Origin of the sequence: Luteimonas rhizosphaerae (assembly GCF_002849595.1) — a bacterium.
GTDB classification, from domain to species: Bacteria; Pseudomonadota; Gammaproteobacteria; order Xanthomonadales; family Xanthomonadaceae; genus Luteimonas; species Luteimonas cellulosilyticus.
Genome location: NZ_NRQR01000017.1, coordinates 1 through 13837, shown reverse-complemented (window position 1 = coordinate 13837; position 13837 = coordinate 1). Strand labels below are relative to the sequence as shown.

Annotated in this window: 11 protein-coding genes; 9 read left to right on the top strand and 2 right to left on the bottom strand. The window is 66.5% G+C overall.

Going from position 1 to position 13837, the window contains the following annotated elements:
- The first annotated feature begins 336 nt into the window (after window positions 1-336).
- From CJ022_RS08325 to coaE, 7 genes are all read left to right on the top strand, one after another.
- Window positions 337-1056: a type IV pilin accessory protein gene (locus tag CJ022_RS08325; protein ID WP_101926200.1), complete on the top strand. Its 720-nt coding sequence runs from the start codon at window positions 337-339 to the stop codon at window positions 1054-1056.
- Between the two features lie 235 nt (window positions 1057-1291).
- On the top strand, window positions 1292-1750 hold the full coding sequence (locus CJ022_RS08320) for a pilin (RefSeq protein ID WP_101926199.1): 459 nt from the start codon (window positions 1292-1294) through the stop codon (window positions 1748-1750).
- A 78-nt stretch (window positions 1751-1828) separates the two neighbouring features.
- Window positions 1829-2950: a hypothetical protein gene (locus tag CJ022_RS08315; protein ID WP_101926198.1), complete on the top strand. Its 1122-nt coding sequence runs from the start codon at window positions 1829-1831 to the stop codon at window positions 2948-2950.
- 73 nt (window positions 2951-3023) lie between these two features.
- Window positions 3024-4745 (top strand): type IV-A pilus assembly ATPase PilB, encoded by a 1722-nt coding sequence (pilB, locus tag CJ022_RS08310; RefSeq protein WP_101926197.1) that lies wholly within the window; start codon window positions 3024-3026, stop codon window positions 4743-4745.
- A gap of 127 nt (window positions 4746-4872) precedes the next feature.
- Window positions 4873-6150 (top strand): type II secretion system F family protein, encoded by a 1278-nt coding sequence (locus CJ022_RS08305; RefSeq protein WP_101926196.1) that lies wholly within the window; start codon window positions 4873-4875, stop codon window positions 6148-6150.
- A gap of 19 nt (window positions 6151-6169) precedes the next feature.
- Window positions 6170-7033: a prepilin peptidase gene (locus CJ022_RS08300; RefSeq protein WP_101926195.1), complete on the top strand. Its 864-nt coding sequence runs from the start codon at window positions 6170-6172 to the stop codon at window positions 7031-7033.
- Between the two features lie 60 nt (window positions 7034-7093).
- On the top strand, window positions 7094-7702 hold the full coding sequence (coaE, locus tag CJ022_RS08295) for a dephospho-CoA kinase (protein WP_101926194.1): 609 nt from the start codon (window positions 7094-7096) through the stop codon (window positions 7700-7702).
- A 231-nt stretch (window positions 7703-7933) separates the two neighbouring features.
- On the opposite strand, the gene CJ022_RS08290 is transcribed toward coaE, so the two are convergent.
- Together CJ022_RS08290 and CJ022_RS08285 are read right to left on the bottom strand one after the other, a co-directional pair.
- Complete coding sequence (locus tag CJ022_RS08290; protein WP_101926193.1) at window positions 7934-9337, bottom strand: sigma-54-dependent transcriptional regulator; 1404 nt, start codon at window positions 9335-9337, stop codon at window positions 7934-7936.
- A gap of 437 nt (window positions 9338-9774) precedes the next feature.
- Window positions 9775-11367, bottom strand: coding sequence for a sensor histidine kinase (locus tag CJ022_RS08285; protein ID WP_101926192.1), 1593 nt, complete (start codon window positions 11365-11367; stop codon window positions 9775-9777).
- Between the two features lie 189 nt (window positions 11368-11556).
- Here CJ022_RS08285 and sucC point away from each other — a divergent pair, with 189 nt between their 5' ends.
- Both sucC and sucD read left to right on the top strand, forming a co-directional pair.
- On the top strand, window positions 11557-12726 hold the full coding sequence (gene sucC / locus CJ022_RS08280; RefSeq protein WP_101926191.1) for an ADP-forming succinate--CoA ligase subunit beta: 1170 nt from the start codon (window positions 11557-11559) through the stop codon (window positions 12724-12726).
- 166 nt (window positions 12727-12892) lie between these two features.
- Window positions 12893-13768, top strand: a complete 876-nt coding sequence (sucD, locus tag CJ022_RS08275) for a succinate--CoA ligase subunit alpha (protein WP_101926190.1) — start codon at window positions 12893-12895, stop codon at window positions 13766-13768.
- The last annotated feature ends 69 nt before the right edge of the window (window positions 13769-13837 follow it).

The window sequence follows — 13837 nt, the reverse complement described above, 5'->3', positions numbered from 1 at the left end:
CTCCGTCGATAGCGGCATAAGGCGTCTCGACCCGGCCAGCGGACGCCGCCCCGAGTGAGCGTCACGCCAACCGACGTGTCCTGATCGTACGAAGCAGCCGGCTTCCCGCAAACGCCATTGAACCTGCAGGAGCGCGCTCGCGCGCGATGCTTTTCCCCGGCAACCGAAAGCTCGCGCGCAAGCGCGCTCCTGCAGGCGCGCGCTTACAGGATGGTCCGCAAGGCCATGTGCGTTGGCGGGCACCCGACCAGCGCCGGAGCAGTGCCCCGTCCAATCTGCTTGCAAGCCGCCATGCAACGCCTTACACAGAGCCCAGCCCACAGGACAGTTGCCCATATGACCCGCTGGAAAGCCGCCGCCACCCACTTGCTCCTCAGCATCGTCGTCATCGGCGGCATCGCGATCACCGCATTCCTGCTCTGGTACCCGTACGCGCTGCATCGCGTCGCCGGGCTCGATCGCGTCCTGCTGGTGATGCTCGCCATCGACCTGACCGCCGGCCCGCTGTTGACCCTGATCGTCTACCGCGAGGGCAAGCCCAGCCTGCGCTTCGATCTCGCGGTCATCGCGCTCTGCCAGATCGCCTTCCTCGGCTACGGGCTGCACACGCTGTGGCAGGGGCGGCCAGTGTTCCTCGTCGGCACGCCTGAGGTGTTCACCCTGGTGTTCGCCAACGAGATCAGTGATGCCGACCTCGCCCGGGCCAGTCGCCCCGAGTGGCGGCGCCTGTCCTGGACAGGGCCGCAACTCGTCGGCACGCGCATGCCGGACGACCCTGCGGAACGCAGCGCGGTCATCGAGGCCTTCATGGCTGGCGGCGCCGGCATCGAACGCACGCCTGGGTACTACCGGCCGTATCCGGAAATCGCACCGGCCTTGCTCAAGAACTCAACGCCCGCGGCCGATAGCGTGTCTGACGCGGACATCCGCGCCGCTGGAGACGAGCGGCAAGACCTGCGGCAGGTGCCAATCCTCTCGCGCCGGGGCGAGGGCGCGATGCTGCTGGACCCCTCGGGCATGCCGCGTCGAACGACGACAACGTCGGCGAACCCCTGAAACGACGCGTTGCGTCGCTAAGTGACGCGTAGTGGCCGTTCAAGGACATGCGATCTGTGCGTCGGGCTTGCTGAATCGGGCATTTAGTCACGTGCAGGTGCGGTTCATCCGCCCGAAAGAAGTTGGCACGGCTTGTGCGTCTACCTCTTCGCACGTGCAAGTCGCACGGCTGCCCACGGATCGGCACCAGCCGGCCACGCGGCACGTGAAAAACACCACTCCTAGGGGATACACCATGAAAGTACAGAAGGGCTTCACCCTGATCGAGCTGATGATCGTCATCGCGATCCTCGGCATCCTTGTTGCGATCGCCCTGCCGGCGTACCAGGACTACACCGTCCGCGCCCGCGTGTCGGAAGCCGTTGCCCAGACGGCGCCGGCGAAGCTGGCGGTTGCGGAAACGGTCTCCTCATTGAACAACGGTCTCGCTGGTGTCACTGCCGCGAATTCTGGATTTGTTTTCGACCAGGGTGCGACGGATTACGTTGATACCATCACGATCACGCCTGTTACGGGTGTTGTGACCACCGTTACCCAGAACACGGGCGGTGATGCTGATCCGACCATGATTTGGACTCCCACGCAGGCCGATGCCGCTGCGCCGATCAATTGGGCCTGCTCCACGACGCCTGCTGCCGCGTTCAAGTACGTTCCGGCTGAATGCCGTAACGCTGGTCCGACGCCGGCGCCGTAACATTCGCTACAACCTAGCGCACTCGCGCGATCAAAGCTCTGGTGCAAGTGCGCCAGGGCTTTTTTTTTGGGGAACTTCATGTCGTCCATCTCGACATCGGCTCGCACTGGTCAAGCTGCGCGTACGCAGGAGCGCTACCTGTTCGGTCCGTTCCTGGATTTCGCGCTGCTCGGCGGCGGCTCTCTGATTGCCCTGCTCTCGTTGCGACTCTGGCTCGGTAACGGCAGCGAGGCGCGCGCATGGTCACTCGGCGTGACCCTCGCGATCGCCAACATTATCAACCACCCGCACTTCGCACACTCGTACCAGATCTTCTACTCCGGGTTCCGCGACAAACTGAGTTCGCCGACTTACAGCCCGGAACTGCGCGCGCGCTATCTGCATATCGGAGTAACCGCGCCACTCCTGATCTTGTGCGCCCTCGCGGTCATGGTGGTGACCGAAAGTGCTCGGGGGCTCGGCCTGGCGGCCAACGCGATGTTCTTTCTCGTCGGTTGGCATTACGCCAAGCAGGGCTACGGCATGGCCATGGTGGACGCGGTGCTGAAACGCCGCTTCTATGGCGATGCACAGAAGCGCTGGCTCCTCCGCAACGCGCACGCCACCTGGATTTTCGCGTGGCTCCTAGCCAACCATCTCATCGCGCAGTCCACTCGGGAATACTGGGGCGTCGAGTACTTCGTCATCCCCGTACCCTTCTGGGCGCTTATCGTCTCCGGAGCCTGCTGTGCTGCAACGTTGACAACGCTACTGCACCGGCTGCAGGTCCAGAAGCGCAGCACGGGCATCGCATGGAACGGTCTGCTGGCGTACTGCGTTTCGATCTATGCCTGGCTACTGATCCGGGATCCGATCGTTCTGCTGTGGGTTCCGATGTTCCATTCCCTGCAGTACATGGCGGTGGTCTGGCGGTTCCAGTCCAATAGAGCGCGCACCACACAATTATCAATTGCCGGAAATCAAGTGGGGCGCACTATTCGCCTTGTGATGTTTGCCGCATTCGGCTTCATCCTCGGCTATCTCGGATTCTGGGTGCTGCCCGAAACGCTGAATACGCTGGTTCCGTACGACCGGGATGTCTTTGGCGGACTGCTGTTCTTCTATCTCTTCTGGATCTTCATCAACATCCACCATTACCTACTGGATACAGTGATGTGGCGGAAGGGGAATCCCGACGTGTCTCGCCACCTCTTCGGTTGACTGGATGCGACATCGCGTTGAGTTGAAGGTTTCTTGCAGTAAAGTTGCGCGTAGCCCAAATCGAAATCTAATTATGAGCGCCGTCGCCAGCCCTAACCTTGTCGGCATCACCGGCATCGCCCGCCGACTCGTCCTGGACGGGGCGCTCGACGAGGCCGCCGCACGCGAAGCGCTCGACAAGGCCACCGCCGCGCGCAAGCAGGTCGGGGTCTACCTGCGCGAGCACAAACTGGTCACCGCGGCGCAGATGGCGGCGGCGAACTCGGTCGAGTTCGGCATGCCGCTGTTCGACCCGTCGGCGCTCGACAGCCAGGCCAGTGCGATCAAGCTGGTCAGCGAGGAGCTGCTGCAGAAGCATGCGGTGCTGCCGCTGTTCAAGCGCGGCGCGCGCCTGTTCGTGGGCACCGCGGACCCGACCAATTCGCAGGCGCTCGACGAGATCAAGTTCCACACCAACCTGACGGTCGAGCCGATCCTCGTCGACGAGGACAGCATCCGCCGCATGCAGGAGCTGTGGCTGCAGGCGTCCGACCAGTTCGGCGATGCGCTCGACGACACCGACGGCCTGGATGCGCTGGAGATCGGCGACGACGACGGCGGCAAGATCGAGAACGTGGCCGACGGCAAGGACGACACGCCGATCGTCAAGTTCGTCAACAAGGTGCTGGTCGATGCGATCAAGCGCGGCGCATCCGACATCCACTTCGAGCCCTACGAGACCGACTACCGGGTACGCCTGCGCATCGATGGCATCCTGAAGCAGTCGGCGAAGATGCCGGTCAAGCTCAACCAGCGCATCACCGCGCGCCTGAAGGTGATGGCGCAGCTGGACATCGCCGAGAAGCGCGTGCCGCAGGACGGCCGCATCAAGCTGAACCTGTCGAAGACCAAGCAGATCGACTTCCGCGTCAGCACCCTGCCGACGCTGTTCGGCGAGAAGGTGGTGCTGCGTATCCTCGACGCCAGCGCGGCCAAGCTGGGCATCGACAAGCTGGGCTACGAGCCCGACCAGCAGGCCCTGTTCCTCGAGGCCATCCACAAGCCCTACGGCATGGTGCTGGTCACCGGCCCGACCGGTTCGGGCAAGACCGTGTCGCTGTATACCGCGCTCGGCATCCTCAATGACGAGACCCGCAACATCTCGACCGCCGAGGATCCGGTCGAAATCCGCCTGCCCGGCGTTAACCAGGTGCAGCAGAACAACAAGCGCGGCATGACCTTCGCCGCGGCGCTGCGCTCGTTCCTGCGGCAGGATCCGGACATCATCATGGTCGGCGAAATCCGCGATTTGGAAACCGCCGAGATCGCGATCAAGGCCGCACAGACCGGCCACATGGTGCTGTCGACGCTGCACACCAACGACGCGCCGCAGACCATCTCGCGCCTGATGAACATGGGCATCGCGCCGTACAACATCACCTCGTCGGTGACCCTGGTCATTGCCCAGCGCCTGGCACGCCGGCTGTGTTCCAAGTGCCGGCGCCCGGTCGAGCTGCCGGATCATGCGCTGCTGGCCGAGGGCTTCAACGAGGACCAGGTGCGCGCGGGCGTGACCCTGTTCGAGGCGGTCGGTTGCGACGAGTGCACCAACGGTTACAAGGGCCGCGTCGGCGTCTACCAGGTGATGCCGATGAGCGAGCAGATCCAGGAGATCATCCTGCAGGGCGGCAACGCGCTGCAGATCGCCGAGGTCGCCGAGCGCTCGGGCGTCAACGACCTGCGCAAGTCGGCGCTGGAGAAGGCTCGGCAGGGGCTGACCAGCCTGGCCGAGATCAACCGCGTGACAAAGGACTAGGCGCGCCGCTCGCCTGTCGTGAAACCCTGCGCCCGGTCACATCCGGGCCTGCTTTTTTGGCCGATTACCCGGTACCATGCGGCGATCCGCCCGGTTTGGGGAAATCGGGCTTCGGGGGAATGCCAGCATGTCGATGTCACGTACTGCCGCCAAGAAATCGATTCCGCGCAGGAAGCCGCCTGTGCCCGTCCGCGCGGGCGTGACGCTGGATACTTTCGTCTGGGAGGGCTCCGACAAGCGCGGCGTCAAGATGAAGGGCGAGCAGCAGGCGAAGAACGCCAACATGCTGCGCGCCGAGCTGCGCCGCCAGGGCATCCAGCCCGGCATGGTCAAGGTCAAGCCGAAGCCGCTGTTCGGATCGACCGGCAAGAAGATCACCGCGAAAGAGATCGCGGTGTTCAGCCGCCAGCTCGCGACGATGATCAAGTCGGGCGTGCCGGTGGTGCAGGCGCTGGAGATCATCGGCAACGGCCACAAGAACCCGCGCATGGCGGCGATGGTCAACGGCCTGCGGCTGGACATCGAAGGCGGTTCGTCGATCAGCGAGGCGCTGACCAAGTATCCGGTGCAGTTCGACGAGCTGTTCCGCAATCTGGTGCGTGCCGGCGAGACCGCCGGCGTGCTGGAGACCGTGCTCGACACGATCGCCACGTACAAGGAAAACACCGAGAGCCTCAAAGGCAAGATCAAGAAGGCGCTGTTCTATCCGGCGACGGTCATTGCCGTCGCAATCCTCGTCAGCGCCGTGCTGCTGATCTTCGTGGTGCCGCAGTTCGAGGCGACGTTCAAGAGCTTCAACGCCGAGCTCCCCGCGTTCACGCAGCTGATCGTCGACATGAGCCGCTTCATGACCTCGTGGTGGTGGGCGATCCTCGGTGCGTTCATCGCTTTTGTCGTGGCCTTCATCTATGTATTCAAGCGCTCGCCGGCCCTGCAGCACTTCGTCGACCGGATGATGCTGAAGATCCCGGTGATCGGGCAGGTGCTGCACAACGCCGCGATCGCGCGCTTCGCACGCACGCTGGGCACGACCTTCAAGGCGGGTGTGCCCTTGGTCGAGGCGCTGGACATCGTCGCCGGTGCGACCGGCAGCGTGGTCTACGAGCAGGCCGTGCACCGGATCCGTGACGACGTCTCGGTTGGCTATCAGGTCAACATGGCGATGAAGCAGGTCAACCTGTTCCCGCACATGGTGGTGCAGATGACCGCGATCGGCGAGGAAGCCGGCGCCCTGGACACGATGCTGTTCAAGGTGGCGGAGTTCTACGAGGAAGAGGTCAACAATGCCGTCGACGCCCTGAGCAGCCTGATCGAGCCGATGATCATGATCATCATCGGCGGCGTCATCGGCTCGATGGTCATCGGCATGTACCTGCCGATCTTCAAGATCGCTGCGACGATCTGACGATGGCCCTGTCTCACTGATGGCGTTTCTCGACCAGAACCCCGCGCTCGGGTTTCCCCTCGCCGCCGGTTTCGGCCTGCTCGTCGGCAGCTTCCTCAACGTCGTGATCCTGCGCCTGCCCAGGCGCATGGAGTGGCAGTGGAAGCGCGACAGCCGCGAGATCCTCGGCGAGCCGGAGCTCTACGATCCGCCGCCGCCGGGCATTGTCGTCGAGCGTTCGCACTGTCCCCACTGCGGCCACCAGCTGTCGTGGTACGAGAACATCCCGGTCGTCAGCTGGCTCGCCTTGCGCGGCAAGTGCCGCAGCTGCAAGGCACCGATCTCGATCCAGTACCCGGCCGTCGAGCTGCTGACGATGCTGTTGTTCGTGGCCTGCGTGTGGCGCTTCGGCTTCGGCTGGCAGGGGTTCGGCGCACTGGTGCTGACAGGGTTCCTGATCGCGCTGTCGGGCATCGACATCCGCACCCAGCTGTTGCCGGATACGCTGACGCTGCCGTTGATGTGGCTCGGGCTGATCGCCAGTCTGGATGCGCTGTACATGCCGGCCAAGCCGGCGCTGCTCGGCGCGTTGGTCGGTTACGTGAGCCTGTGGTCGGTCTGGTGGCTGTTCAAACAGGCGACCGGCAAGGAAGGCATGGGCCATGGCGATTTCAAGTTGCTGGCCGCGCTCGGCGCCTGGTGCGGCCTAAGCGGGCTGCTGCCGATCATCCTGCTGTCGGCGGTCGCCGGCGCGGTAATAGGGTCGATCATGCTCGCCGTCCAGGGCCGCGACCGGGCGACGCCGATTCCGTTCGGCCCCTATCTCGCCGTCGCCGGCTGGATCACCTTCATGTGGGGCCACGACCTCACGGCCACCTATCTGCGCGTCTCGGGCCTGCAGTAGGCCGCGCAGGCACATCCGACCCGGCCACACGCTTCTTCCTGATGCCTGCCGATCGCCGCCATGTCTGACTTCGTCATCGGCCTGACCGGCGGCGTCGCGTCCGGCAAGACGGCGGCGACGCGCGCATTCGAAGCGCTCGATGTTCATGTGGCGGACGCCGACATCGCGGCCCGCGACGCCGTCGCGATGGGAAGCGACGGTCTGGCGGAGGTCGTGCACGCGTTCGGCATGGAGGTGCTCGCGCCGGACGGCGGTCTCGATCGCGCCGCGATGCGGCAGCGGATCTTCGCCGACCCCACGGCGCGCGCGCGTCTCGAAGCCATCATCCATCCGCGCGTCCGTCGGCAACTGGAAGCGGCCTGCCGCGCCGCGCCCGGGCCGTATGCCGTCGCGGCGATCCCGCTGCTGGCCGAGGGCGGTCGCGGCGCCTATCCCTGGATCACGCGGGTGCTGGTGATCGACGTTCCGGAGGCGGTACAGATCGCGCGTCTCCTGCAACGGGACGGAATCGACCTGGCACTGGCGCAGGGCATGATCGAAGCGCAGGCCGATCGCATGGCGCGTCTCGCGATCGCCGATGACGTGATCGTCAACGACCGCACGCTGGCCGAGCTGGCGGCGCACGTCGAGGCGATGGATGCGCGGTACCGGGGACTGGTCCGGACTTGATCGTGCCGTCGGGAACGCGTCGACGGCTTGGGTGCTCGCCAGGGTCGGCTGCTTCGACTCGCGCTCGCCGCGCGTCGACACATCGCGGATACCCGCGAGTCCGGGGTGCTCGAGTCCGCATGATGCAGGAGCGGCCTTGGCCGCGATGGACCTCGGGAACGCCGCCTCGCGCGCGAACGCACTTCTGCGCGAGCGAGGTCCGGAGGATTGCGGCGGAACTCCGCCGCGCCCTCAATCGATCGCCAGCTTCTTCAGCTTGTAGCGCAGGGCGCGGAAGGTGATGCCGAGCGCAGCCGCAGTCTTGGTCTTGTTGTAGCGGTTTTCCTGCAGGGCCTGCTGGATCGCGGCGCGCTCGATGTCCTCGATGTACGAGGGCAGGGCGGTGCCCGCGGTCTCGTATGGACTCATCGTGCGGGGATCGGGCGGCAGGCGGGTCTGCGTGGGCTCGGCTGCGCCGCCATGGGCACCGGGGCGGGGCTGGCCGTTGCCGGTGGGCAGGTGCAGGTCGTCGGCGCGGATCAGATCCTCGTCGGCCATCGCCAGGGCGCGTTCGAGCACGTTTTCCAGTTCGCGGACATTGCCGGGGAAGGCATAGCCCTCCAGCGCGGCGATGGCGTCGCCGGCCAGCTGCGGGGCGCGGCGATGCATGGCCAGGGCGAGGCGCTGCAGGATGGCATCGGACAGCAGCGGCAGGTCGCCGGTGCGCTCGCGAAGCGGCGGCACGCTGAGGCCGATGACGTTGATGCGGTAATAGAGGTCGTGGCGGAAGCGGCCTTCGTCGACGAGCGCCGACAGGTCCTTGTGCGTCGCCGAGAGAATGCGCACGTCGACCTGCACTTCGCCCGGCGCGCCGACCGGGCGCACGCACTTCTCCTGGATCGCGCGCAGCAGCTTGACCTGCATCGGCAGCGGCAGCTCGGCCACCTCGTCGAGGAACAGGGTGCCGCCGTTGGCCGCCTGGAACAGGCCGGGCTTGTCGCTGTGCGCGCCGGTGAAGCTGCCCTTCTTGTGGCCGAAGAACTCGCTTTCCATCAGCTCGGTCGGGATCGCGCCGCAGTTGACCGGGATGAAGGGGCCGGACGCGCGCGCGCCCTGCGCGTGGATGGTGCGGGCGACGAGTTCCTTGCCGGTGCCGGACTCGCCGTTGATGTAGACCGGCGCCTGGCTGCGCGCGACCTTGGCGATCGTCGCGCGGAGCGTGACCATCGGCGCCGACGTGCCGAGCAGGCGGCTACCGGTGTCATCGGTCTCGCGGCGTGCACGTTCGCCCAGCTCGAGCGCCTGGCGCACCAGGCCGCGGAGCACGTGGATGTCGACCGGCTTGCTGACGAAGTCGAACGCGCCGGCTTTCAACGCCTCGACCGCGGCCTCGACGTTGCCGTAGGCGGTGATCATCGCGACCGGGGTGCCGGGGAAGCGGGTGTTGATCTCGCCGACCAGCTCGAGGCCGGAGCCGTCGGGCAGGCGCATGTCGGTCAGGCACAGGTCGTAGTGCGAGGTCGCCAGCAGGGCCCGGGCGGCGGCCAGGCTGGGCGCGGTATCGGTCCGCAATCCCATGCGGCCCAGGGTCAGGACGAGGAGCTCACGGATGTCGTGTTCGTCGTCGACGATCAGCACGCTGCGTTGTTCGCTCATCTAGTTCTATCTGTAACCACCGGTCGATGTGACGAATATTGACATCTTTCGCCCCTAGTGACGAGGCCGTGAGGGCGGCCGCACTGCGTTTCCGGCCAAAGGTCGCGGCTGATGCGAACGGGGGCGGATCGCCGGTCGATCGGCGTACCCGTCGTCTGCAAGCCGGGCAAACTCCTTGGAAACCGGCGCGTCCGGTCGGGATGGCCCACCTGCAGCGAGCAAAAAACGCACTGCCCGGTTCCGGCAGACCTCGCCACCGGCGTCCCCGCCGCGGGACGCTGCGTCGCATTCGCGGCGGCGCAGGGCCGGTCAAGGAAGCCCCGGCATCGGCGATCCGCCGACACGACCTGCGTGCGTGTGTCGCGCCGGCCGCTCTGACTAGGCCTCTAAACCGGGCGCGTGCCGGACGACGTGAGGCGCTGGGTACCGAGCTTGCGTCAGTCCCGCAGCAGGCGGTCACGCGCCGGCAGGTGCACGCGGAAGCACGCGCCGCCGCCGGGCACGGCGACGTATTCGATATGGCTCTGGTTTGCCCGGCACAGCTCGTGGGCGATGTAGAGCCCGAGGCCGGTGCCGCTCTCGGACGTGGTGAAGAAGGGCCGGAACAGCTGGGCGGCGACGGCGTCCGGGATGCCGGGGCCGCGGTCGAGCACGCCCAGCGTCGGCGCATCGCCCATCACCTCGATCCGCAGCGTGATGCGCGCGGGCTCGCCCGGCATGCGGCCGTAGCGGACGGCGTTGTTGACCAGCGCCGTCAGCACCTGGTGCAGGTGGCGCGGATCGAACATCGTGGCCATGGTGGCCTGGTCGCAGCTGACCTTGATCTCCGCATTCTCCTCCGCGACGATCAGGCGGTAGTCCTGCACGAACGCATGCGCGGCCGCGACCAGGTCGACGTGTTCGGGCCGCGCGCGCTCGCGGCGGGCCAGGCCCAGCACGCTCTCGACGATGCCGTTCGTGCGCAGGCACTGCTGGTGGATGATCTGCAGCAGGCGGCGGTCGGGCTCGCGGATGTCCTGCGATTCCTCCAGCAGCTGGGTCGCGTAGCTGATCGCGGCCAGCGGGTTGCGGATCTCGTGGGCGAGGCCCGCGGAGAAGCGCCCCATCGTCGCCAGGGTCAGCGATTCGGCGCGCTGCGAGACCAGCGAGGTGTCGTCGAGGAACACCAGGGTGCTGTCGCCATACGCCATCAGCCGCACGAAGCGCGGCAGCACGTCCTTGTGTTCCTTCAGCGTCAGCGGGGCGGTATCGGTGATGCCCGCGCGCAGCCATGCCGCCAGCCGCATCGCCAGCGGCGGCGAGAGCTGCGCCAGCGTGCGGTCCTGCAGCGCATTGGCGCCGGTCACGCTGTCGTCGCCGAGCAGCAGCATCGCCGACTCGTTGCTCAGGCGGATGTGCCCGGTGCTGTCGACCAGCAGCACGCCGGTCTGCATGCGCCGGATGATCAGTTCGCTGATCTCGGCCAGGCTCGCCGCCTCGGCGCCGCGCCGGTCGGCCAGCGCGTGGGTCTCGCGCACCTGGGTACCGAGCTGGCGGGTCAGCGACGCGGCGGCGAAGAAGCCGAGCGAGAACATCAGCATCTCGGCCAGCGGCCGGTCGAAGCTGCCGTTGCTCGCGGCCCCGACCAGGCGCTCGAGCATCAGCAGCGCGGCGGCCGCTGCGGCGATCAGCAGGCTGGTGCGCAGGGTGACGAACAGCGAGGCCGCGCCGATGTTGAACAGCAGCAGCATCGCCACGCCCGGGGCGACGTCCGGCACGGCGTGGGTGATCAATGCGGCGACCAGGATGTCGACGGCCACGCCGACGGTCGCGTGCGCGGAATGGTGGACGCGCGCGCTGCGGGCATGCAGCAGCAGGCCGATCGACGCGATCAGGTAGCCGATGCAGACCGAGATCGCGATCGGCGCATCGACGATCTCGCCCATCGTGTCGCCGAACGGGCTGAACACCAGAGCCGCCAGCAGGGCCGCTTCGAGCACCCGGTACAGCGCGAACAGCGACAGTTCGCGCTGCAGGTGCTGCAGGGACATCGCAGGGACGGCGAGCAGGGGCACGGGGGCGTCCAGAGGGGCCGGAGGGCCGAGTATAGGCCGGCCGCGTCGGCCGCCAGAACGCGGTTTTGCCCGGGGGACGCGCATGCGAGACAATAGCGGGCCCCGTCGGCCCCCGCGTCATGCGCACTGCCGGCCGGCGACTTTTCCTTTTCGTACGGACCCCACATGAACTTCCACGAATATCAGGCCAAGCAGCTGTTTGCCGATTACGGCATCGCAGTCCCCGCCGGGCGCGTCGCGCGCTCGCCCGAAGAGGCCGTCGAGGCCGCCAAGGCCATCGGTGGCGACTTCTGGGTCGTCAAGGCGCAGATCCACGCGGGCGGCCGCGGCAAGGCCGGTGGCGTGAAGCTGGCCAAGACCCTCGACGAGGTGCGCGACTACGCCAAGGCCATGCTCGGCACGACGATGGAGACCTACCAGTCGGCCGGCGTCGCGCTGCCGATCGATTCGGTGCTGGTGACCCTGGCCACCGACATCGCCAAGGAGCTGTACCTGTCCGTGCTCGTCGACCGCAGCACGCAGTCGATCACCTACATCGCCTCGAGCGAAGGTGGCGTCGACATCGAGCAGGTCGCGGCCGAAACGCCGGAGAAGATCCAGACCCTCAACGTCAACTTCGTGCAGGGCCTGCAGCCCTACCAGTGCCGCGACATCGGGTTTGGCCTGGGCCTCAACGCCAAGCAGGTCACCCAACTGAGCAAGATCATGCTGGGCCTGTACAAGCTGTTCAACGAGAAGGACCTGGCGCTGGTCGAGCTCAACCCGCTGGCGATCATGACCTCGGGCGATCTCGCGGTGCTCGACGGCAAGATCAACTCCGACGACAACGCCAGCTTCCGCCACGCCGACCTGGTCGCGATGCGCGACGTCCGCCAGGAAGACGAGACCGAGGTCAAGGCCAGCGAGCACGACCTCAACTACGTCACGATGGACGGCAACATCGGCTGCATGGTCAACGGCGCCGGCCTGGCGATGGCGACGATGGACGTCATCAAGCTGGAAGGCGGCGAGCCGGCGAACTTCCTCGACGTGGGCGGCGGCGCGACCAAGGCGCGCGTGACCGAGGCGTTCAAGCTGATCCTGTCGAGCGAGAAGGTCGAGGCGATCTTCGTCAACATCTTCGGCGGCATCGTCCGCTGCGACATGATCGCCGAGGGCATCATCGGCGCGGTCAAGGAAGTGGGCGTCAAGATCCCGGTGATCGTGCGTCTCGAAGGCACGAACGTCGACAAGGGCAAGGAGCTGCTGAAGAACTCCGGCCTGGCGATCGAATCGGCCGACGACATCAACGACGGCGCCAAGAAGGCCGTCGCGGCGGCGAAGAAGGCGGCCTGAGGGACGCGACGTATCGAATCCCTCTCCCGTTCGCGGGACCTCGGTCCCCGTCGTGGGAGAGGGAGCCGACCGCGGGTGAGGGCGCTTTTCGCACAGCAGCCCTCACCCCGACTTCTCTCCCGCATGCGGGAGAGGGGCTAAAAAAACAACCAAGGATTTCCACCCCATGTCCGTTTTGATCAACAAGAACACCAAGGTGCTCGTGCAGGGCTTCACCGGCCAGCAGGGCACCTTCCACGCCGAGCAGATGGTCGACTACGGCACCAAGGTCGTCGGCGGCGTGACCCCCGGCAAGGGCGGCACCGAGCACCTCGGCCTGCCCGTCTTCAACACCATGGCCGAAGCCGTCGCCGAGACCGGCGCCGACGCATCGGTGATCTACGTGCCGCCGCCGTTCGCGGCCGACGCGATCCTCGAAGCGGCCGATGCCGGCATCACCGTCATCGTCTGCATCACCGAGGGCATCCCGGTGCTCGACATGTTGCGCGTCAAGAACACCCTGAAGGGGTATCCGGACGTCGTGCTGGTCGGCCCCAACTGCCCGGGCGTGATCACGCCGGGCGAGTGCAAGATCGGCATCATGCCGGGCCACATCCACATGCCGGGCAAGGTGGGCATCGTCTCGCGCTCGGGCACGCTGACCTATGAAGCGGTCAAGCAGACCACCGACGCCGGCCTCGGCCAGTCGACCTGCATCGGCATCGGCGGCGATCCGATCAACGGCACCAACTTCATCGATGCGCTGCGTCTGTTCCAGGACGACCCGCAGACCGAGGGCATCATCCTCGTCGGCGAGATCGGCGGCAGCGCCGAGGAAGAAGCGGCCGAGTTCATCGCCGAGTACGTGACCAAGCCGGTCGTCGGCTTCATCGCCGGCGCGTCGGCCCCGAAGGGCAAGCGCATGGGCCACGCCGGCGCCATCGCCTCGGGCGGCAACGGCACGGCGGAAGGCAAGTTCGCCGCGCTGGAGAAGGCGGGCGTGACCACCGTGAAGTCCCCGGGCGACCTGGGCGCGGCGATCGCGAAGCGTCTGAACGGCTGATTCCAGGCGTTCTTTGTGTGATGTCGGAAGGCCGCCCCAGGGCGGCCTTCTGCTTTCTGCTCTCTGTCT